This is a genomic window from Sphingomonas naasensis (genome assembly GCF_004792695.1).
Classification (GTDB): domain Bacteria; phylum Pseudomonadota; class Alphaproteobacteria; order Sphingomonadales; family Sphingomonadaceae; genus Sphingomonas; species Sphingomonas naasensis.
Map to the genome: position 1 here is coordinate 57,288 of NZ_SRXU01000013.1, position 19,443 is coordinate 76,730.

25 protein-coding genes are annotated in these 19,443 nt (G+C 68.2%); 15 read left to right on the top strand and 10 right to left on the bottom strand.

The features are described from left to right. The first annotated feature begins 6 nt into the window (after nucleotides 1-6). The 5 genes from E5A74_RS20415 (at nucleotide 7) to queE (ending at nucleotide 3,473) form a co-directional block, all read left to right on the top strand. The gene (locus E5A74_RS20415; RefSeq protein WP_135987473.1) at nucleotides 7-423 is read left to right on the top strand and encodes a hypothetical protein; all 417 of its coding nucleotides are present in this window, start codon (nucleotides 7-9) and stop codon (nucleotides 421-423) included. Nucleotides 424-535: 112 nt separating this feature from the next. Continuing rightward, a complete protein-coding gene (locus E5A74_RS20420; protein WP_135987474.1) occupies nucleotides 536-1,498 on the top strand; it encodes an Hsp33 family molecular chaperone HslO in 963 nt (320 codons plus the stop codon). An 85-nt stretch (nucleotides 1,499-1,583) separates the two neighbouring features. Beyond that, nucleotides 1,584-2,009 (top strand): DUF3617 domain-containing protein, encoded by a 426-nt coding sequence (locus tag E5A74_RS20425; RefSeq protein WP_135987475.1) that lies wholly within the window; start codon nucleotides 1,584-1,586, stop codon nucleotides 2,007-2,009. Between the two features lie 137 nt (nucleotides 2,010-2,146). After that, nucleotides 2,147-2,830 (top strand): 7-cyano-7-deazaguanine synthase QueC, encoded by a 684-nt coding sequence (gene queC / locus E5A74_RS20430; RefSeq protein ID WP_135987476.1) that lies wholly within the window; start codon nucleotides 2,147-2,149, stop codon nucleotides 2,828-2,830. 10 nt (nucleotides 2,831-2,840) lie between these two features. Further along, a complete protein-coding gene (queE, locus tag E5A74_RS20435; protein ID WP_135987477.1) occupies nucleotides 2,841-3,473 on the top strand; it encodes a 7-carboxy-7-deazaguanine synthase in 633 nt (210 codons plus the stop codon). Nucleotides 3,474-3,490: 17 nt separating this feature from the next. Here the strand turns inward: queE and E5A74_RS20440 are convergent, their stop codons facing one another. The 4 genes from E5A74_RS20440 to lipB all read right to left on the bottom strand — a co-directional run bounded on the left by E5A74_RS20440 (nucleotide 3,491) and on the right by lipB (nucleotide 5,782). Next, nucleotides 3,491-3,841 carry a DUF2200 domain-containing protein gene (locus E5A74_RS20440; protein WP_135987478.1) on the bottom strand — a complete coding sequence of 117 codons (351 nt, stop codon included), beginning with the start codon at nucleotides 3,839-3,841 and terminating at the stop codon, nucleotides 3,491-3,493. A gap of 45 nt (nucleotides 3,842-3,886) precedes the next feature. Next, complete coding sequence (locus E5A74_RS20445) at nucleotides 3,887-4,573, bottom strand: hypothetical protein (RefSeq protein WP_135987500.1); 687 nt, start codon at nucleotides 4,571-4,573, stop codon at nucleotides 3,887-3,889. A 157-nt stretch (nucleotides 4,574-4,730) separates the two neighbouring features. Continuing rightward, a complete protein-coding gene (locus E5A74_RS20450; protein WP_135987479.1) occupies nucleotides 4,731-4,988 on the bottom strand; it encodes a hypothetical protein in 258 nt (85 codons plus the stop codon). A 110-nt stretch (nucleotides 4,989-5,098) separates the two neighbouring features. After that, nucleotides 5,099-5,782, bottom strand: a complete 684-nt coding sequence (gene lipB / locus E5A74_RS20455; RefSeq protein ID WP_276469534.1) for a lipoyl(octanoyl) transferase LipB — start codon at nucleotides 5,780-5,782, stop codon at nucleotides 5,099-5,101. A 69-nt stretch (nucleotides 5,783-5,851) separates the two neighbouring features. Here lipB and E5A74_RS20460 point away from each other — a divergent pair, with 69 nt between their 5' ends. Further along, nucleotides 5,852-6,682 (top strand): glycerophosphoryl diester phosphodiesterase membrane domain-containing protein, encoded by an 831-nt coding sequence (locus E5A74_RS20460; RefSeq protein WP_166745621.1) that lies wholly within the window; start codon nucleotides 5,852-5,854, stop codon nucleotides 6,680-6,682. After that, nucleotides 6,679-7,413: a hypothetical protein gene (locus E5A74_RS20465; protein WP_135987482.1), complete on the top strand. Its 735-nt coding sequence runs from the start codon at nucleotides 6,679-6,681 to the stop codon at nucleotides 7,411-7,413. The genes E5A74_RS20460 and E5A74_RS20465 overlap by 4 nt, the downstream gene beginning before the upstream one ends. Here E5A74_RS20465 and E5A74_RS20470 read toward each other — a convergent pair. Genes E5A74_RS20470 through E5A74_RS20480 form a run of 3 tightly spaced genes read right to left on the bottom strand, consistent with a single transcriptional unit; the run spans nucleotide 7,380 to nucleotide 9,373 of the window. Beyond that, complete coding sequence (locus E5A74_RS20470; protein WP_135987483.1) at nucleotides 7,380-7,976, bottom strand: GNAT family N-acetyltransferase; 597 nt, start codon at nucleotides 7,974-7,976, stop codon at nucleotides 7,380-7,382. The two genes, E5A74_RS20465 and E5A74_RS20470, sit on opposite strands and share 34 nt — an antisense overlap. Before the next feature lie 49 nt (nucleotides 7,977-8,025). Next, nucleotides 8,026-8,868, bottom strand: a complete 843-nt coding sequence (gene hemF, locus E5A74_RS20475) for an oxygen-dependent coproporphyrinogen oxidase (RefSeq protein WP_135987484.1) — start codon at nucleotides 8,866-8,868, stop codon at nucleotides 8,026-8,028. A gap of 55 nt (nucleotides 8,869-8,923) precedes the next feature. Continuing rightward, nucleotides 8,924-9,373, bottom strand: a complete 450-nt coding sequence (locus E5A74_RS20480) for a tRNA (cytidine(34)-2'-O)-methyltransferase (RefSeq protein ID WP_135987485.1) — start codon at nucleotides 9,371-9,373, stop codon at nucleotides 8,924-8,926. Between the two features lie 372 nt (nucleotides 9,374-9,745). On the opposite strand from E5A74_RS20480, the gene petA reads away from it, so the two are divergent. From petA to E5A74_RS20500, 4 genes are all read left to right on the top strand, one after another. Further along, complete coding sequence (gene petA, locus E5A74_RS20485; protein WP_135987486.1) at nucleotides 9,746-10,330, top strand: ubiquinol-cytochrome c reductase iron-sulfur subunit; 585 nt, start codon at nucleotides 9,746-9,748, stop codon at nucleotides 10,328-10,330. A gap of 12 nt (nucleotides 10,331-10,342) precedes the next feature. Next, a complete protein-coding gene (locus E5A74_RS20490; RefSeq protein WP_135987487.1) occupies nucleotides 10,343-11,632 on the top strand; it encodes a cytochrome b in 1,290 nt (429 codons plus the stop codon). Between the two features lie 15 nt (nucleotides 11,633-11,647). Next, nucleotides 11,648-12,484, top strand: coding sequence for a cytochrome c1 (locus E5A74_RS20495; RefSeq protein WP_135987488.1), 837 nt, complete (start codon nucleotides 11,648-11,650; stop codon nucleotides 12,482-12,484). An 85-nt stretch (nucleotides 12,485-12,569) separates the two neighbouring features. After that, nucleotides 12,570-13,106, top strand: coding sequence for an adenine phosphoribosyltransferase (locus tag E5A74_RS20500; protein WP_135987489.1), 537 nt, complete (start codon nucleotides 12,570-12,572; stop codon nucleotides 13,104-13,106). 10 nt (nucleotides 13,107-13,116) lie between these two features. Here the strand turns inward: E5A74_RS20500 and E5A74_RS20505 are convergent, their stop codons facing one another. Further along, the gene (locus tag E5A74_RS20505; RefSeq protein WP_135987490.1) at nucleotides 13,117-13,698 is read right to left on the bottom strand and encodes a hypothetical protein; all 582 of its coding nucleotides are present in this window, start codon (nucleotides 13,696-13,698) and stop codon (nucleotides 13,117-13,119) included. 150 nt (nucleotides 13,699-13,848) lie between these two features. Between E5A74_RS20505 and E5A74_RS21320 the strand changes: the two genes are divergently transcribed. After that, entirely contained in the window at nucleotides 13,849-14,247 is a 399-nt protein-coding gene (locus E5A74_RS21320; protein ID WP_240699914.1) for a hypothetical protein, read from the top strand. 38 nt (nucleotides 14,248-14,285) lie between these two features. On the opposite strand, the gene E5A74_RS20515 is transcribed toward E5A74_RS21320, so the two are convergent. After that, nucleotides 14,286-14,732, bottom strand: coding sequence for a MaoC family dehydratase (locus tag E5A74_RS20515; RefSeq protein WP_135987491.1), 447 nt, complete (start codon nucleotides 14,730-14,732; stop codon nucleotides 14,286-14,288). A 38-nt stretch (nucleotides 14,733-14,770) separates the two neighbouring features. Beyond that, nucleotides 14,771-16,024: an alkaline phosphatase family protein gene (locus tag E5A74_RS20520; RefSeq protein ID WP_135987492.1), complete on the bottom strand. Its 1,254-nt coding sequence runs from the start codon at nucleotides 16,022-16,024 to the stop codon at nucleotides 14,771-14,773. Between the two features lie 144 nt (nucleotides 16,025-16,168). Here E5A74_RS20520 and E5A74_RS20525 point away from each other — a divergent pair, with 144 nt between their 5' ends. From E5A74_RS20525 to E5A74_RS20535, 3 genes are all read left to right on the top strand, one after another. Further along, entirely contained in the window at nucleotides 16,169-17,257 is a 1,089-nt protein-coding gene (locus tag E5A74_RS20525; protein WP_166745620.1) for a glycoside hydrolase family 88/105 protein, read from the top strand. Nucleotides 17,258-17,282: 25 nt separating this feature from the next. Then, nucleotides 17,283-18,929: a putative bifunctional diguanylate cyclase/phosphodiesterase gene (locus E5A74_RS20530; RefSeq protein WP_135987494.1), complete on the top strand. Its 1,647-nt coding sequence runs from the start codon at nucleotides 17,283-17,285 to the stop codon at nucleotides 18,927-18,929. Continuing rightward, on the top strand, nucleotides 18,926-19,443 hold a 518-nt coding region (locus E5A74_RS20535), incomplete at its 3' end, for a LysM peptidoglycan-binding domain-containing protein (protein WP_135987495.1). The genes E5A74_RS20530 and E5A74_RS20535, both read left to right, overlap by 4 nt.

Sequence of the window (19,443 nt, forward strand, 5' to 3'; positions counted from 1 at the left end):
GCGTCCATGCCGATCGCCGTCGTCGCGACTGTGGAGATCGTTATCGCGGCGGTTCTGACGATTTGGACGCTGATTTTCGGAACAGGCGATGTGGATACAGCCCTCGCCTGTGCGGCGCTGGGTCTGGGCGCCCTGAACGCGCTGGCTATCCTTCGGATTCTTCGTCGACCGGACCACAGCCCGCTTGTTGCAGGGTTGTGGACAGCGACGATGGGCGGCCTTTTGCTGCTCGCGATCGGGAGTGCGCCGCTCTGGATCGATCTGGCGTTTCCGCCGGCCGACAACTTCCTGGAGTTGCTGGTCCCTATCGTACACGGCGCGTTGGCGCTTGCGGCGCTTGCCTTGGCTGCACTGGCTACCTTGCTCGTGGGTTGGGGGATGGTCGCGCTCCGCCGATGGCAGCGGCGTCGGCAAGCGGTCTGAGTTGAAGCGCGGTTTGCCGTTACCCATATCACCGTCACCCCGGCGAAAGCGGGGACCCATCTCCAACCCTGTCGACCAAGACTGCCGGAGCGATTTGCTGCGATCTTGGGAGATGGGCCCCCGCTTTCGCGGGGGTGACGAAGGAAAGAGTGTGACTGTCACCGCCCCCACCGCCGATCTCGATCGCGTGATCGGCTTCACCATCCCGAGCCGCCATGCGCGCGGCCGCGTTTCGCGGCTGGGGCCGGTGCTCGACGAGATCCTGTCGGCGCATGCCTATCCGGCGCCGATCGAGACGCTGCTCGCCGAGGCGCTGACGCTCACCGCGCTGCTCGGCGCGACGCTCAAGGACGCGCAGGGGCAGATGACGCTGCAGGCGCAGTCGCCGGGCGCGATCGTCAGCCTGCTGGTGTGCGACTACAAGAATGGCGAGCTGCGCGGCTATGTCCAGTTCGACGCCGGGCGGCTGGCGCAGCTCGGCAAGAAGCCGACGCTCGATGCGCTGTGCAAGAAGGGGCATCTCGCGATCACCTTCGACCAGGCGACCACGAAGGAGCGCTACCAAGGGATCGTCCCGCTCGTCGCGGCGTCGATCGGCGCCGCGGCGGAGGAATATTTCCTCCAGTCCGAGCAGATCCCCACGCTGGTGCGGATCGGCACGCATCGCGGCAAGGACGGCAAGCTGATCGCCGGCGGGATCTTCGTCCAGCATCTGCCCGAGGGCGAGGTGGGGCGCGAGCGGCTGCACGTGCGGCTCGACCATCCCGAATGGCAGCATGTCGAGGCGCTGTCGGCGACGATGGGCGCGGACGAGCTCGCCGAGCCGGGCATTCCGCTGGAGAACCTCGTCTGGCGGCTGTTCAACGAGGAAGAGGAAGTGCGCGTGCTCGCGGGCACCGCGCTGTCGCGCGGCTGCCGGTGCGATTCGGGGTACATCACCGAAGTGCTCCGCAAGTTCGCTGCCGAGGACCGCGCCGAGATGGCCGACGAGAATGGCGTGATCAGCGTCGACTGCGCCTTTTGCTCGAAGAAGTTCCCCGTCCAGCTCAGCGATCTTGTTTCACAACCGTTGTAATTCGCTCGCCGGGCGCCATATCTCGCCGCACCGGGGCGCATGATTTGGATCGGGGGGCCGAACAAGCGGCCGGGTGGGAGTGACTATGGTGTTCAAGCGTTCGATGCGCCTTGCCGTCGCGGGCGTGTTGCTGCTGTTCGGTGCGGCGAGCGCGCCGGCGCAGCGCAATCCGGCGCTCTCCGCGCTCAGCGGAATCGAGCACGGCCAGTGGCAGCTGAAGAGCGCCGCGGGCGAGCTGCGCCAGCTGTGCCTCGGCAATCCCGCCGCGCTGCTCCAGATCATGCACGGCAACACGCAGTGCGAGCATTTCGTGATGGAGAACACGCCGCGCTCGGCGACGGTCCGCTATACCTGCCCGGGCCACGGCCATGGCCGCACCACCCTCTCGGTCGACACGCCGCGGGTGATGAACGTCGAGACGCAGGGCGTGGCCAATGGCGCCCCCTTCTCCGAGCGCTTCGAGGCGCGGCGGATCGGCGCGTGCGAGCCGGGCCATGGCGCGGGGCGGTGACGTTTCGTTAACCTTGTGCGTTTAGAGTTGGTCCTGCTCCTTCATGAGCATTTCCTCTCTGGCAAATATCCCAACTGGGCCGCCTCACCGCGGCCCATTTTGCTTTGCAGCACGAAAGCCGCTAGCGGGCGGAGATCATGACCGACAGCGTAGCGATTGCCCTGATCTCGGGCGGGCTGGATTCGATGGTGTCCGCGGCGCGCGCCCGCGCCGACGGCCATCGCCTGCTCGCCCTCTCGATCGACTATAACCAGCGCCATCAGATCGAGCTCGCCGCCGCGCGCCGGATCGCGCACGCGCTCGGCGCCGAGCGCCATGTCGTGCTGCCGCTCGATCTGCGCGCGTTCGGCGGATCGGCGCTCACCGCCGAGATCGACGTGCCCAAGACCGGCGTCGGCGACGACATCCCGGTCACCTATGTGCCCGCGCGCAACACGATCTTCCTCAGCCTCGCGCTCGGCTGGGCCGAGGCGGCGGGCGCGCGCGACATCTATATCGGCGTCAACGCGCTCGATTATTCGGGCTATCCCGATTGCCGCCCCGAGTTCATCGCCGGGTTCGAGCGGCTCGCCGAGCTGGCGACCAAGGCCGGAGTGGAGGGGGCGCCCTTCCACATCCGCGCGCCGCTGCAGGACATGACCAAGGCCGACATCGTCCGCGAAGGCATGCGGCTCGGGCTCGACCTGGGCATGAGCTGGTCGTGCTACGATCCGGCGCCGGGCGGGCTGCATTGCGGGCTGTGCGACAGCTGCCGGCTGCGTTCGAAGGGCTTCGAGGAGGCCGGGGTTCCCGATCCGACGGGCTACGCGGCGGCACCCTGAGGGCTTTGGCATGAGCTACGCCGTCAAGGAGATGTTCCTCACGCTCCAGGGCGAGGGCGTGAACGCCGGCGCGCGCGCGGTGTTCGTGCGCTTCGCCGGCTGCAATTTGTGGTCGGGGCGCGAGCAGGACCGGGCTAGCGCGGTCTGCCGGTTCTGCGACACCGATTTCGTCGGCACCGACGGGGCGGGCGGCGGCAGGTTCGCCGATGCCGAGGCGCTGGCCGAGGCGGTGGCGGGGCATTGGGGCGCCGAGACCGAGCGGCGCTTCGTCGTGCTGACCGGCGGCGAGCCGATGCTCCAGATCGACGATGCGCTGGTCGACGCGCTCCACGCTCGCGGCTTTAGGATCGCGATCGAGAGCAACGGCACGCTCCCCGCGCATCCGGGGATCGACTGGGTGTGCATCAGCCCCAAGGCGGGAAGCGACGTGGTCCAGCGCTCGGGCGACGAATTGAAGCTGGTCTGGCCGCAGGCGGGGACCGATGTCGCCGAGCTCGAGACCTGGGACTTCGCGCATTTCCTCGTCCAGCCGATGGACAGCGCCGAGGCCGAGGCGAATACCCGCGCGGCGGTCGCGCTGGCGATGGCGCGGCCGCGCTGGCGGCTGACGCTCCAGACGCACAAGATGCTCGGGCTGCGCTGAGGCGCCGCGCGGGCCGGCTAGGCGCGCAGGATCTTCGCCATCGGCTTGCCCCGCGCGAGCTCGTCGATCAATTTGTCGAGGATGCGGATCTCGCGCATGAGCGGCTCCTCGACTGCCTCGACGCGCACCCCGCAGACCACACCGGTGACCAGCGATCGCGCCGGGTTCAGCCGCGGCGCCCCGGCGAAGAACTCGTCGAAATCGACGTTCCCCGCCAGCTGGTCGTCGAGCGTCGCCTGGCTATGGCCGGTGAGCCAGAGGAAGATCTCGTCGACCTCGGCTTTGGTGCGGCCCTTCTTCACGGCCTTGGCGAGATAGTGCGGATAGACGCTCGCCACGCTGACCGAATAGATGCGATGCTTCGCCATGGCGTCTCCCGGGCGCTCCGGGGCGGGCCTGTCCGGCAGCGACGTCTAGCGCGTCGCCACCCGCAGCACGCCGCACTTCTTCGGCTGATACTCGCCCTTGCGCCAGCATTTGTCGTTGCCGAACGGCGGCAGCGGCTCGGCGACGATCAGCCCGCGATAGTCGATGCTGCGGCGGAACTGCTCGCCCCATGAGTTCAGGCTGCTGCGCAGCTCGCGCATCCGCTCCTCGGCGAGATCGCCGAAATCGCCGCGCTTCCTGAACAGCGCCTCATGGCCGATTGCGGCAGCGGTCTGGCAGAAAGACAGCTGGCCAGAGACAGTCGAAAAGCCCGAGTAGACGCGGGTTCCGAACTTGTCGAGTTCGGTTTGGCCGGCCTTCTTGGTGGAGTTGGCTCGAATGAAATATTTCTCGAGCGTTCCATAAGATTCACGCAGTTCTACTTCGTGATCTTTGAGAAGCGCGTTGTAATTGTCGACGGTGAGCAGGGTGGGCTCGAACTGGCACTGGAGCGCCGCCACGTTGAGCGCGGCGCGCAGGTTCCAGACCAAGGCGGCGCGCAGCTCGGCGGGGCTCGCATTGGGCAGCGCCGGACCGGTCATGCCCGGCTCGGCGCCGGTCACGCGCGCGCCCGCCAGATTGGCCGGCTTGATGAAGAACTGCGCCGAGGCCGGAGCGGCGAGGAGACAGGCTGCCGCAACGGCGAGGATGGAAACAATACGCGGAACGAGCATCACGCCCTCTTTTGGCTGGTCCCACGCGTGGTTAAGGAATTTTGAGTCCGCGCCCAAGCTCTTTTTTTGTGCGCCCTTCGCCGCCCGGATGCTGCGCAACGAAAAGGGCCGCCCGGTCGCCCGGACGGCCCTGATCAAACACGCTGACGCGCGATGATTACATCGCGTTGGTCGTGGTGGTGGTGGTGGTGTTCTCGACGACCGTGGTGTTCGCCTCGGTGCCCATGTTGTCCATCGGAGCAGCTGCGTCGATGTTGGTGACCATCGTGTCGCTGGTGGTGACGTTCTCGGTCGGCACGACCTCGGTGGTGTTGGTGACGTTGGTCGAAGATTCGTTGCTGGTGCACGCCGAGGCCAGGAGGGCCGCGCCGGCGATCATCGAACCCGCAACGATCTTGGAAATGACTGCACGCATGTAAAAGCTCCCTAGATAGTGGATTTGGACAGCGGATACGCCGTTTAATACCCAAACCGGCGTGGACATTAGTCGGTTTGGAACACGCTCTCAAGACTCGATTTTGGCCTTCAGGCAGAGAGAGCCGCCAAAAACGGCGGAAATGTGGCGGCCAGTGCGGAATCGAACTGCGCGATGGTCACCGGTTTCCCCAGCGCGGCGGCGCTGGTGACGGGGAATTCGGCGATCCCGCAAGGCACGATTCCGCTGAAATGGCCGAGATCGGGGGACAGGTTCACGGCGAAGCCGTGGAGCGTCACCCATTGCCGGATGCGCACCCCGATCGCGCCGATCTTGGCCTCGCGGCCGGTCTGATCGATCGTCCAGATGCCGATCCGCCCGGGCGCGCGGAACGCCGCGATCCCGCATTCGGCGAGCGCGGCGATCACCCAGCCTTCTAGGGCGTGGACATAGCAGCGCACGTCGCGCCGCCGCTCGCGCAGATCGAGCACGACATAGCCGATGCGCTGGCCGGGACCGTGATAGGTATAGCGCCCGCCGCGCCCGGTCTTGTGCACCGGGAAGCGCGGATCGAGCAGTTCGCCGGCGTCGGTGGCGCTGGTGCCGGCGGTGTAGACCGGGGGATGCTCGAGCAGCCAGACCAGCTCGCGTGCCTCTCGCCGGGTGACCGCGGCGGCGCGCGCCTCCATCGCCGCGAGCGCTTCGGCATAGTCGATCCGCCCGGGTTCGACGCGCCATTCGATATCGGATGTCATGGCGGCCCGATGCGCCGTGTCGCGCGTTTGCGCAAGCATTGGCAAGCCACCGGGGCACGGCTAACACGGACGGCAGGGAGCCAAGGGAATGTGTGCGATATGGTGAAGATGGGGAGCGTCTGGGATCGCACCGCCGAGTTCCTCAGCGACAATCTCGGCGCCGTGCTGCCGATCGCGCTGCTCACCTTCTTCGTGCCGATGTCGATCCTGCGCAGCCTCTCGCCGATCGTCGCGACCGCGAGCGGATCGCTGGCGCTCACCGTCGGCGCCATCGAGCTCGCGCTCGTCGTGGCGGTGTTCTGGGGGATGCTGACCATCACCGTGATGGCGCTCGACTTCGTCTCCGCCGCGGGCCAGACCGCGCCGTCGATCGCGACGCGCCGGCTGTTGCCGACCTTGCTGGTGTCGATCGCGTTGTTCGTGGTGTCGCTGGCGGCGCTGCAGCCGGTGCCGCTGATCCTGATCGCCGCGGGCGTCGATGTCGAGGCGGCGGCGCGCACCGGCATGGTGGCGATCCCGCGCGGCACGGCTTGGCTGATCGTCGGCTATTTCCTGCTCGTCGCGGTGCTGTTCCTCTGGGCTTCGGCACGGCTGAGCGTGGTCGTTCCGGTCATCCTGCGCGAGAAGAAGAGCTTCGGCGCGCTGTCGCGATCGTGGCGGCTCACCCGCGGCTATGCGTTGCGGATCATCGGCGTGCTGATCCTCTACGCGGTGGTGTCGCTGGTCTCGGCGCTGGCCGCGCTGACCGTCTTCGGCAGCATCCTCTCGCTGATCCTCGGCAATGACGGCGATACGATCAGCCTCGCGAGCGTGCTGACCTCGATCGTCGTCGCCGCGGTCCAGACTGCGTTCATGGTGATCCCGCCGGTATTCACCGCCAAGCTCTATGTCGCGCTCACCGCGCAGGCGGGGCTGCACCAGAACGAAGCCGCGGTATGACGATCCGCCTTGCCGGCGTGCTCGCCGACGCACGGAAGCTGTGGCGCGGCGAGCGCGAGTTGCTGCTGGCGATCGGCGGCGTGTTCTTCGTCCTGCCGATGCTGGGGATCGTCCTGCTGCTCGCCAGCGCCGGCTTCGCCGATGTCGCGCCCGAAAAGCTGCGCGAGGCGGTGATGGCCTTTTACGCCGCCAATCTGGCGCCGATCCTGCTCGCCAATGTCGCGATCGACTTCGGCACCTTCGCGGTGCTCAACCTCTATCTTCAGGGCGGCGGGCGCACGCTCGGCGAAGTGCTGCTTCTCGCGTTGCGCCGATTCCTGCCGTTTCTCGCGATCGACGTCATCGCCGCGCTCCTGTTCAGCATCGGCTCGTCGCTGTTCCTGCTGCCGGGACTGTTCGCCTTCGGGCGCACCTGGCTGGCGGGGCCGGCCTATGCCGCGGCGCCCGAGCGCGGCGTGCTCGATGCGTTTCGCCAGGGCTGGCAGCGCAGCGCCGGGTTCGGCTGGGTCGTGCTGCTCGCCGCGGCCGGGCTGGTCTTCGTCGCGGCGCTGCTGCTGATGCTGTTGTCGACCGCGCTGACGGCGATCGTGGTTGCGCTGGTCGCGGACGGGCGCGCCCACGCGGCGGTCAGCTATGTCCTCACCGCGCTGATCGGCGGGCTCGCCTGGACCGTGCTCGCGCTGCTGCGCGTCGCCGCCTATCGCGGGAGCGAGCCCAGACAGGGGATGTGAGGCGCGGCGTCGGGGGCGAGGATCCCGGCGAGGCGCGGATCGGCGAAACTCTCGACGGTGCGCTTGTACGGCACGAAGCCGTGACGGCGGTAGAAGCCGAGCGCGGCGGGATGGTCGAGCGTGCAGGTGTGCACCCAGACGCGTTCGACACCCTTGCGCCACGCCAGCCCGAGCGCCTGCGCCATCAGCCAGCCGCCATTGCCCTTGCCGGTGAGCTCGGGGACCAGCCCGACATAGGAGAGCTCGCAGGTCGCGGCGACACGGAAGTCGAGCTCGAGCATGCCGAGCTCGATCCCGGCGCGATCGGTGGCGGCATAGACCTCGATCGCGGGGTCATCGAGGATGCGGCGCAGCGCCGCATCGGGGATCACCAGCCGCGAGAACCACAGCCACGGCGCGCCGACGCGGCGGAACAGCGTCTTGTACCTCTCGCTCGCCGGGGCCGGCCAATGGACGAGGCGCAGCGGCGAGGGCGGGGCGGGGCGCAGCGGAGGTTTCGACCGCATCTCGAGCGAGGTGACGATCGTCGCGACATGGTCGTTGGGGACGGGGGTCAGGGGCATGCTGCTCTATCCTCGTCACTCCCGCTTTCGCGGGGATGACGCCGTTGGTTCACCCCCAGCTCGCGATCGGCGGGAGGCTCATCAGGATCGCGTCGACATTGCCGCCGGTCTTGAGCCCGAACAGCGTGCCGCGATCGTAGATCAGGTTGAATTCGGCATAGCGGCCGCGCCATTCGAGCTGCTGCGCCTTGTCGGCTTCGGTGAAGGGCGTGTCCATCCGCCGCCGCACGATCCGCGGGAAGATGTCGAGGAACGCGCGGCCGACATCCTGCGTGAACGCGAAATTTGCGTCCCAATCGCCTTCGAGATGATCGTAGAAGATCCCGCCGACGCCGCGATGCACCTTGCGGTGCGGGATGTAGAAATAATCGTCGGCCCATTGCTTGAACCGCGGATAATGCGCGGGATCGTGCGCATCGCATGCGGCTTCGAGCACCGCGTGGAATTCGGCGGTGTCGTCCGCCGCCGGGATCGGCGGGTTGAGATCGGCGCCGCCGCCGAACCAGCGCTTGGTCGTGCACAGGAAGCGCGTGTTCATGTGCACCGCGGGGACGTGCGGATTGGCCATGTGTGCGACGAGGCTGATGCCGGTGGCGAAGAAGCCGGGATCCTCGCCGGCACCGTGGATCGTCCGCGCGAAATCGCCCTCGAGGGTGCCGCCGACGGTCGAGACGTTGACGCCGACCTTCTCGAACACCTTGCCCTTCATCACCCCGCGGACGCCGCCGCCGCCGGGCGCGCCCGAGGGATCGGCGCGGTCCCAGGCGAGATAGTCGAAGGTCGCGTCCGAGCCGGCCGCGGCCTCGATCGCCTCGAATTCGGCGCAAATCTGGTCGCGCAGGCTTTCGAACCAGTCGCGAGCGGTTTGTTGCTGGGAGTCGAGCGCTTGCATGGCGGGCTGATAGGCCGGGGCGGGGAAGGCTGTCGAGTGGACAGAATGTCCCGCGTCAGGCGGGCCAGCCGTCGGTCTGGCGCAGCGCCTCGGCGAGCGCGATCCCCGCCGACACCGAGAGGTTGAGCGAGCGCAGCCCTGCGGCGAGCGGGATGCGCACCGCCAGATCGGCGCGGGCATGGACGAAATCGGGCGCGCCGGCGCTCTCCGATCCGAACAGCAGCGTGTCGCCGGGGGCGAAGCGCGCGTCGGGCAGCCGGACGCTGGCCCGGGTGGTGAACAGGATCAGCCGGCCGGGCAGATGCGCCTTGAACGCCTCGAAATCGGCGTGGCGGGCGACCTCGACCTTGCCGTCATAGTCCATCGCCGAGCGTTTCCGCGCCTTGTCGCTCCACGGAAAGCCCATCGGCTCGATGATGTCGACCGGCGTGGCGAAACAGGCGCCGAGGCGCAGGACGGCGCCGACATTGCCGGCGATCTCGGGCTGGAAAAGGGCGAGGCGCATGGGAGCGGCTTAGCGGCAGACTCGGCGGACCAAAAGCTCCTCCCTCGCGCAGCGGGGGAGGTGGCGCGCGAAGCGCGACGGAGGGGGCGCCTCCGCTAGCCACCCATTTGTGGAGATGCCCCCTCCGTCAGGCTGCGCCTGCCACCTCCCCCGCTTCGCGAGGGAGGAATGGGACTCGCTTGCAGCCTCGGCTACCCGACCATGGAGACGCGCCCGCTACGCGCGCGAAAATCCCTGTTGGCAAAGCCGCTTCCCGCCGTCTATCAGGCCGCGCAGCCACCGGGGGCACCGGGCGGCTCTGGGTGCGTATGTGCCCGCGTCCCGTACCCGCGCGTTCGTCGCGGGATTGTTCTGAAGTGCAAGGGCTGAAGCATGGCAACACCAGGTGACGATCTCCCCCCTGATGCGACCGTCGGTCCCGGTGGGGAAGTTCTCGAGAACCCCCGTCGTCGCGATTATCTGACGATTGCCGCAGTTTCCTTCGCTGGCGTGGGCGCCGGCGTGACCGTGCTTCCGCTGATCAATTCGATGAATCCCTCGGCCGACGTGCTCGCGCTGTCGACCACCGAGCTCGACGTCTCGGCGATCGAGCCGGGCCAAGCGATCAAGGCGAGCTTCCGCAAGCAGCCGCTGTTCGTGCGCAACCTGACCCAGAAGGAGCAGGACGAGGCGAACGCCGTGCCGGTGTCGAGCCTGCGCGATCCGCAGACGCTCAAGGACCGCACCAAGGAAGGCCATGCGAACTGGCTGATCACGCTGGGCGTGTGCACCCATCTCGGCTGCGTGCCGCTGGGCGCGGGCGAGGGCGAGAATCGCGGGCCGTTCGGCGGCTATTTCTGCCCGTGCCACGGCTCGGCCTATGACACCGCCGGCCGTATCCGGCAGGGCCCGGCGCCGAAGAACCTCGAAGTGCCGAACTATGAATTCACGTCGCCCACGGTCGTCGTGGTCGGTTGAGGATAGACGCAGATGAGCTTCCCCTGGGCCCGCCATTACGAACCCAAGAACCCGCTGACGCAGTGGATCGACAGCCGTCTTCCGCTGCCGCGCTTCGTCTATAACGCGGTCGGCGCCGGCTATCCGGTGCCGCGCAACCTCAATTATTTCTGGAATTTCGGCGTGCTCGCCGGGGTGGCGCTGGTCGTCCAGATCGTCACCGGCATCGTCCTCGCGATGCACTTCCACTCGTCGGCCGCCGGCGCGTTCGATTCGATCAACGGCACGATCATGCGCGACGTCAACGCCGGCTGGTTCCTGCGCTTCGCCCACGCCAACGGCGCGAGCATGTTCCTGCTGGTGGTCTATATCCACATCTTCCGCGGCCTTTATTACGGATCGTACAAGGCGCCGCGCGAGATGGTGTGGCTGATCGGCGTGGTGATCTTCCTGCTGCTGATGGCCACCGCGTTCATGGGCTATGTGCTTCCCTGGGGGCAGATGAGCTTCTGGGGCGCGCAGGTGATCACCGGCTTCTTCTCGGCGATCCCGGTGGTCGGCGAATGGATCCGCATCTGGCTGCTCGGCGGCTATGCGCCCGACGACGCCGCGCTCAACCGCTTCTTCTCGCTCCACTATCTGCTGCCCTTCGTGATCGCGGGCGCCGTGATCCTGCACATCTGGGCGCTGCACATCCCGGGTTCGTCGAACCCGACTGGCGTGGAAGTGAAGGGCGAGCAGGACACGGTTCCGTTCCACCCCTATTACACGGCCAAGGACGGCTTCGGGGTCGGCGTGTTCCTGATCCTGTTCTCGACGCTGATCTTCTTCTTCCCCGACCTGCTGGGCCATCCGGACAACTACATCCCGGCCAACCCGCTCTCGACCCCGGCGCACATCGTCCCCGAATGGTATTTCTGGCCGTTCTACGCGATCCTGCGCGCCTTCACCGCGAACTTCATCCTCGAAGCGAAGCTGTGGGGCGTGGTGGCGATGTTCGGCTCGATCATCCTGCTGTTCTTCCTGCCCTGGCTCGACAAGTCGCCGGTGCGTTCGGCGAACTATCGCCCGATGTACCGCGTCGCCTTCTGGGTGCTGGTGCTCGACGTGCTGGTGCTCGGCTATTGCGGCGGCTCGGCGGCGACGCCCGGGATCGTGGTGCTCAGCCAGATCTGCGCCGCCTATTATTTCGCGCACTTCCTGATCATCGTGCCGATCATCTCGCGCCTCGAGCGTCCGAAGCCGCTGCCCAACTCGATCACCGAGGCAGTGTTGGCCGGCAAGAGCGGCTCGCGGATGACCGAAACGGCTGTCAGCGCGTAAGGGGGACCACGACCAATGCTTCCGCTGTTCATCCGTTCGATCAAGTTCCTGGTCGGTGGCGCCTTCATCTTCGTGCTCGGCCTCGCGCTGTTCGGCACGATCTCCGGCTGGGTCCAGGACCCGCCCAAGGAGACCGCCGAGGAGGCGATGCACCACCACCCCAAGGAGCTCCGCCTCCCGTCGGACGGCCCGTTGGGCAAGTTCGACAACCAGCAGCTCCAGCGCGGCTTCCTCGTCTTCGAGAAGGTCTGCGCGAGCTGCCACTCGCTGAGCCTCGTCTCGTTCCGCGATCTGCAGCAGATCGGCTATAGCGAGGCCGAGGTGAAGAAGATCGCCAAGGACTGGCCGATCAAGCAGCCGGTGCAGGACCCCAAGGCGGGTACCTGGGGCGAGCGCGACAACCTTGCCTCGGACCGCTTCCCCAAGGTCTATTATCCCGGCACCGGCACGCCGCCGGACCTCAGCCTGATCACCAAGGCGCGGCACGGCGGCCCGGCCTATGTCTATTCGCTGCTGACCGGCTATAGCGAGAAGCCCTCGGCCGAAGCGCTCGCGCACTTCCCCGAGTTCGCCAAGACGCCAGACGGGATGCACTTCAATCCCTATTTCGCGAACCTCAACATCGCGATGCCGCCGCCGCTGACCGCTGACGACCAGGTCACGTTCTCGGACGGCACGCGCGCGACGGTCGACCAGATGGCGCAGGACGTTTCCGCGTTCCTCGTGTGGACCGCCGAGCCGACGATGCAGCGCCGCCATGCGGCCGGCGTCGCGGTGGTGCTCTTCCTGCTGATCGCGACGGGCCTCGCCTATGGCGCGTACCTGACCGTGTGGCGGGGCGTGAAGCACTGACGCTGGCAGCGGCTCGATCGCTGGACTAACGAAATCCCGCCGCGGCCCCGCCCGGCGGGATTTCTTTTTGGGCAAGGACTGGCGCATGGCGAACGACGACGAGATCCGGCGGCGCATCCGCACGATCCCCGATTTCCCCAAGCCGGGGATCCAGTTCCGCGACATCACCACGTTGCTGCTCGACGCCGAGGGGCTGAAGCTGGCGGTCGAGCGGATGGCCGAAACGGTCGAAGGGCCGGTCGACCTCGTCGCCGGGATCGAGGCGCGCGGCTTTCTGTTCGGCGCGGCGCTGGCGGTGAGACTGGGCGCGGGCATGCTGCTGATCCGCAAGGACGGCAAGCTGCCCGGCGCGACGATCGCCGAGGACTATGCGCTCGAATATGGCACCGACCGGATCGCGATCCATGCCGATGCCTGCGCGCCGGGCGCGCGGGTGCTGCTCGTCGACGATCTGATCGCCACCGGCGGCACCGCGCGCGCCGCGGTGCGGCTGCTGCGCAAGGCCGGCGCCGAAGTGACCCAGGCCAGCTTCGTCGTCGACCTGCCCGAATTGGGCGGCGCCAATGCGCTGCGCGGCGACGGGATCGCGGTCCATGCGCTGGTGGCGTTCGAGGGGCACTAGAGGCTGCGGGTCAGGGCCACTCGACCAACGGCGCGCGCTGCCGCCACGCCTCCCAGTCCTCGGCATAGTTCTGCTTGAGATACAGGTCGAAGCGGCGATCATAGTCGGCGGAGGCTTCGGGCGTCACAATCCCGGCTTCCTGCTTGGCGAGCGCGCGGACGATCGCGATGCTGGCATCGTCGACCTGCACGGCGATCGCATAGCTGCGCAGCGCGATTTCCTCTTCGTCCATCCAGCGCGTGACGATGCCGGCCTGGTGGAGTCGTTCGCGTGCGGCGCGCAGCTCCGGGTCGGCCTCGAGGTAGCGATAGACATAGGCGCAGTGCTGGAGCCAGCTGAGCCCGAACGCGTCGATCTCCTCGATCGCATGCCGGCCCATCGTGCCATAGCCCACGACCCGATGCCACGCGGTCCGGCTGCGCGCATAGCGGATCGCCTGCAACTGGGCGGCGCTCATGTTGAGCAGCAGCACGCGCGGCCGGAACTGCTGGACGCCGATAGTTGCGCGCTCCCGCGCCTCGGCGATCACGCCCGCGGGCGCGGCTGCCAAATCGACTGCAGGGAGCGGTATATTGCCGAAATATCCGTCCATCCGACACTCCCGTGACCGGCGCGACCCTAGCCCGGCAATGCTAACCGCCCGCTAACAGGGGCTTGCCTGCCGAGGGCGCGCGGTCGCCACGGCGGAACCCTTTGGGGCCGCGGCAGGTTGGATTCTCCGGCGGGGATCGAGGAGAGATCCATGCGGAGATTGCATCTGGCCGCCCTTGCCGCGTCGCTCGCCGGCACGGTCGCGCTCGGCGGGTGCGCCGAGGATGGCTATGGCTATTCGGGCGTCTCGCTCGGCTATTCGAGCGGCGGCTATTACGACGATTACGGCCCCGGTTACGGCTATGGGCCGAGCAGCTATTTCGGCTGGTATGGCGACTATTATTATCCGGGCACCGGCTATTACGTCTATGATCGCTACCGGCGGCCGCACCGCTGGAACGACGGCCAGCAGCGCTACTGGTACGATCGCGGGCGCAACTGGCAGGGCGAGCGCCGCCAGAACTGGGACGGCTTCGGCAATCGCCGCGGCGACCGGCGCGACTGGAACCGCGACGGGCGGCGCGACGGGCGCGAACGCTATCGGCGCTAGCGTGCTGCTGCTCCTGCGAACGCAGGAGCATCGCGGCATCAGCCCGGCCGGCGCCGCATCAGCGCGAGCGCCGTGAAGCTGAGCACCGGCACGTCGTGCTGGTTGAAGGTGGTCATCCGGTTGCGCACGCTGCCCATTTCGGGGCGGCTCTGCGAAGGCCGCACCTCGAGCACCTCGCTCTCGCAGCGCAGGACGTCGCCCGGATAGACCGGCTTGAGCCAGCGCAGCTCGTCGACTCCGGCGGCACCGAGGCTCGCCTGGGGATGTTCCTTCATATGCTCGACGAACATCGCCATCGTCATCGCGCAGGTGTGCCAGCCGCTCGCGGCGAGCCGGCCGAAATGCGTCGCTGCGGCGGCCTCGTCGGAGAGGTGGAAGGGCTGGGGATCATATTTCCCGGCGAATTCGAGCACCTCCTCGCGCGTGACTTCATAGCGGCCGAAGCTGCGCTTCATGCCGGGGGCGATATCGTCGAGATAGAGCATGGTTTCAGTTTCGTATGAAAACCGAAACTTGGCAAGCCTCAGCGCAGCGCCGGCCTGAACACCGCGTCGCTCCCGTCGACGCCGGGCTTGGCGGGGAGCCCGAGCAAGTCGCGCAGCAGCGGATAGACGTCGACATTGTCGAACGCGGGCAGCCGCGCGGGGCGGAACGCCGGGCCGTGCGCGATGAAGACCGCGGCCATGTCCGCGACTGCCGGATCGAAGCCGTGATTGCCGCCCGCAAAGGGCTCCTCGGGGGGCTTTTGCGCGATCGACCAGCCATTCTCGGCGAGGCAGAAGATCGCCGGGACGCGCGGATTGCTGCCATAGTGGAAGCGCGCCGGGATTTCGCCTTTCCGCCAGCAATCCATGTGGGGATGATGCCCGAGTAGCGCCTTTTCCACGCGTGCTTGTGTGCCGGGGAGCGGATTCAGCGCGGCGAACGCGCCGAACTCGAGTGCGCGATAATCGTCGGGCGCGAGGAGGCGATCGAGCGTCACGACTCGATCGCTCGAGATCGCCGCCATGCCATGATCGGCCGCGACGATCAGATTGACCGGCTGGCCGAGCGCGGCGAGCCCGTCGACCAGCGCGCCGATCTGGGTATCGACCGTGGCGACTGCGTCGAGCGTTCGGGGATCGTCGGGACCGTAATTATGACCGGCGCCGTCGACGATGTCGAAATAGAGCGTCATCAAGCGCGGCCGGATCGCGGCCGGCCGGCGCATCCAGTCGAGGATCGTGTTCACCCGCTGCTCGCCGGTGACGGCGTTGGAAAATTGCTGCCAGTCGGAAGGGCGGGTGCCGCCCTCGGTGCGGTTGCGCATCATCTTGCCGCCGATCGCGACGTTCGAGCCCGGCCAGAACATCGACGCGGTGCGAATCCCCGCCTGCTCGGCGTCGACCCAGATCGGCGGCGCGGCGTTCCACCAGAACGGGTCCTCGCTCGCCATCGTGAAGACTTCCTTCGGACGCGCGGAATCTTCCATCCGGTTGGCGACGATGCCGTGGCGATCGGGGCGGAGCCCGGTGACCAAGGTCCAGTGATTGGGGAAAGTCTTCGACGGAAAGCTCGGCCGCATCGGGCCGCTGGCGCCTTCGGCCGCGAGCCGCGAGAGCACCGGGGTGCGCCCGCGTGCGAGATAGTCGTAGCGAAAGCCGTCGATCGAGATCAGGATCGTCACCGGCGCACGCGTCTCCGCGGCTGCCGCCGCGGGTTGCGCTTCGGCGGGAGCGACCGTGCAGACGGACAGCGCGCCGAGGGCGGCGGCGGCGAATTTGCGAATCCAGTGCATCGCCGCCGCCTGCCAGCCGAATGTTTCGGGGCGAAGTCCTGTGCGTCCAAAGCGTACCGCGCCGCCACCGGCGCGTGCTTCCGGCACGGGAGTTCCGCCGCGGCCGGTGCCGCGCTATCGTTTCGAAAAATGGGAGGAGATGCCATGATTCGGAACGCGCTGCTCGTGGTCGCTTTGTTGGGGCTGGGCGGGTGCGCGCCATCCGAACAGCCCGCGAGCATAGGATCGGCCGCCCATGCCGCGTCCGCCGTCGCGCTCGGCAATCGGGCCGCGGATGCATGGCTGCGGCGCAGCTATATCGTGCCGCTGCGCATCCCCGACACGCGCGGCGTCCATTATGCCGAAGTCGCTTCGGGCTATGGCGCCGCGCGGCTCGCCGCGGCGACCGGCGACCGCGCGCTGCTCGATCGGGTGATAGCGCGCGAGCGTCTCGCCGCGACGCTCGAGAACACCGCCAACCATGTCGATGTCAGCATTTACGGGGCCTGGCCGCTCGAGATCGCCCGCCAGACCGGGGATGCCGATGCGCTCCGCCGCGGGCTGGCGCTGGCCGACAATCAATGGGCGAAGCTCGGCGAGGACGGGCTGAGCACGCAGGCGCGCTACTGGATCGACGATGTCTGGATGATCGGCGCGCTGCAGATCGAGGCGTATCGCGCGTCGAAGGATCCGAAATATCTCGATCGCGCGGCGCGGATGGCGCGGCGCTATGTCGAGCGGCTCCAGCAGCCCGACGGACTGTTCTTTCACGGCGACGCCGCGCATTTCTATTGGGGGCGCGGCAATGGCTGGGTGGCGGCGGGCTTCGCCGAGATCCTCACCGACCTTCCGGCGACGCACCCCGAGCGCGCGGCGATCGAGGCGGGCTATCGCAAGATGATGGCGGCGCTGCTCGCCAACCAGGCCGAGGACGGCATGTGGCGCCAGCTGATCGATCATCCGGAGAGCTGGAAGGAGACCTCGGGCACCGCGATGTTCGGCTTCGCGATGGCGCGCGGGGTGCGGCTCGGTATCCTCACCGATCCGGCCTATGCCCGCGCCTATCGCCGGGCCTGGGCGGCGCTGGCGGCCTATGTCCAGCCGGACGGGCAGGTCACCGACGTATGCGTCGGCACCAACAAGGCCGACAATGTCGCGCATTATCTCAACCGGCCGCGCGCCACCGGCGACCTGCACGGACAGGCGGCATTGCTGTGGTTCGCGGCGGAGCTGGCGGAGCAGGCGCGGCGCTGAGCCCGCGCGGCCTTAACCCCTTCGTATGAGTCGCGGCGTTACCAACCGCCTCATGCGGCGCGCTTATTTGCCCGGCGGTAGCGATCCGACGCGCCTTTTGCGCGGCGGCGGACTGTTGCTCGCCGCCGTCACGGTCGGAGCCGGCGTTTGGCTGGGGCGGCCGTGGCTCGCGCTCGCCGCGCTGGCGGTGGCGTGGCTGGTCTCGCACCTTGTGCTGCGCCGGCGCCTGTCAGGCGTCGCGGCGCGGCTCGGAACGCTCGCGCGGGTCGAGACTACCGATGCGTGGCAGGCGCTGGCGCAGGCCACCGATCTGCTCGAGGACCGGCTGCGCGCCGGCGAGGATCGGCTCGAGCAGCGCCATGCGCTGACCGGGCTGCCGACCCGCGAGCCGCTGCTCGCGCGGATGGAAGGCGATCGCGCGGGCACGCTGGCGCTGATCGCGCTCGCCGATTTCGACCGACTCTGCGCGTTCGATCCCGCGCTGGCGGACCGGACGCTGCGCCAGTTCGCGGCGCGGATCACCCGGATGCTCGGCGCCGAGCGGCTGGTGGCGCATGTCGATCGATCGCATTTCGCGCTGTGGCTCGGCCCCGAAGTACCCGCCGAGCAGGCCGAGCAGCAGCTCGCCGCGATGCGCTACGCGCTCGGCGATGCGATGCAGGACGGCGATCGTGAGCTGCTGCCCGAGGTGCGCGTGCATCACGCTTTCTGGTCGGCCGGCGAGGAAGCGCCGCAGGCGACGCTCGCGCGGGTGCTCGCGGCCTGCGCGACGACCGCCGAGGGCCCGGCGCAGGTCCAGCGCGTCGACGAGGTATCGGCGGGGGTCGAGCGCGAGCGCTACGCGCTCGAGCAGGATCTGCGCGGCGCGCTGCACAATGACGAATTCGAGCTGCGCTACCAGCCGCAGATCGACGCGGCGAGCGGCCGGGTGAGCGGCGCCGAGGCGCTGCTGCGCTGGAACAACCCCGCGCGCGGGATGATATCGCCGGCGCTGTTCGTCCCCGTGCTCGAAAGCGCGGGGATGATCGAGGAAGTCGGCCTCTGGGCGCTCAACGCGGCGTGTCGCGAGGCGGGCAAATGGCACCGGCTCGGCAAGGGGCCGCTGAGCGTAGCGGTCAATGTCTCGGCACACCAGCTCGACCGCGCCGACCTTCAGACGCTGATCAAGCGCACGCTCGAGCGGCACGCGCTGCGTCCGGGAATGCTCGAGATCGAGCTCACCGAGAGTGCCGCCGCCGCCGATATCGGCCGCGCCGAGCGGCTGTTCGAGGCGCTGCACGGGCTCGGCATCCCGATCGCGATCGACGATTTCGGCACGGGCTTCTCCAGCCTCTCGGCGCTGCGCGCGCTCGCCTTCGACAAGATCAAGATCGATCGCCAGTTCGTCACCGAAGTCGAGACCCGGCGCGACAGCCAGGCGATCTGCCAGAGCATCATCGCGCTGGCGCGCGGGCTGGGCATCCGCGTGCTCGCCGAGGGCGTCGAGCGGCAGGAGGAGTATTGGTGGCTGCGCCGCCATGGCTGCTCGGACTTCCAGGGCTATTATTTCTCGCCACCGCTGCGCGGCGCGGCGTTCCAGACCTTTGTCCGCAACCATGCCGCGCTGCGCGAGCGGCTCGCGCTCGACGCGCGGCAGATCCAGACGAATCTTTCCGAGAGGCTCGCCCGATGACGCACCGTTCCTTCCTGCGGCTCGCCGCGCTGGCCGGGGCGCTGGCGCTCGCCGCCTGCGCCAAGGGGCCGCCGCCCGCGCCGATATCGGCACCGGTGGCGGTGAGCGACGGCGATATCGACGGCGTGCAGGCGCTGCTGATGCAGGGCGACCGCAAGGGTGCCGAGAAGCTGCTCAAGCCGCTGCTCAGGCGCGAGCCGATGAACCCGCGGCTGGCGCTGCTGCACGACTCGATCGCGGGCGATCCGCACGAGCAGCTCGGCCCGGTCAACTATCCCTATACCGTGCATGCCGGCGAGACGATCGAGGCGATCGCCGATCGGCTGCTCGGCAATCGGCTCAAGGCGTATCAGCTCGCGCGCTACAATGGCCTCGCCAATCCCTCGACGCTCGCCGCGGGGCTGATATTGCGCATCCCCGGCGCGCCGCCCAAGCCGAAGCCGCAGCCCGCTCCCGAGCGCCCGGCGCGCCCCGCCGCGACCGCGCCGGCACGGCCGAGACCCGCCGCGCCGGA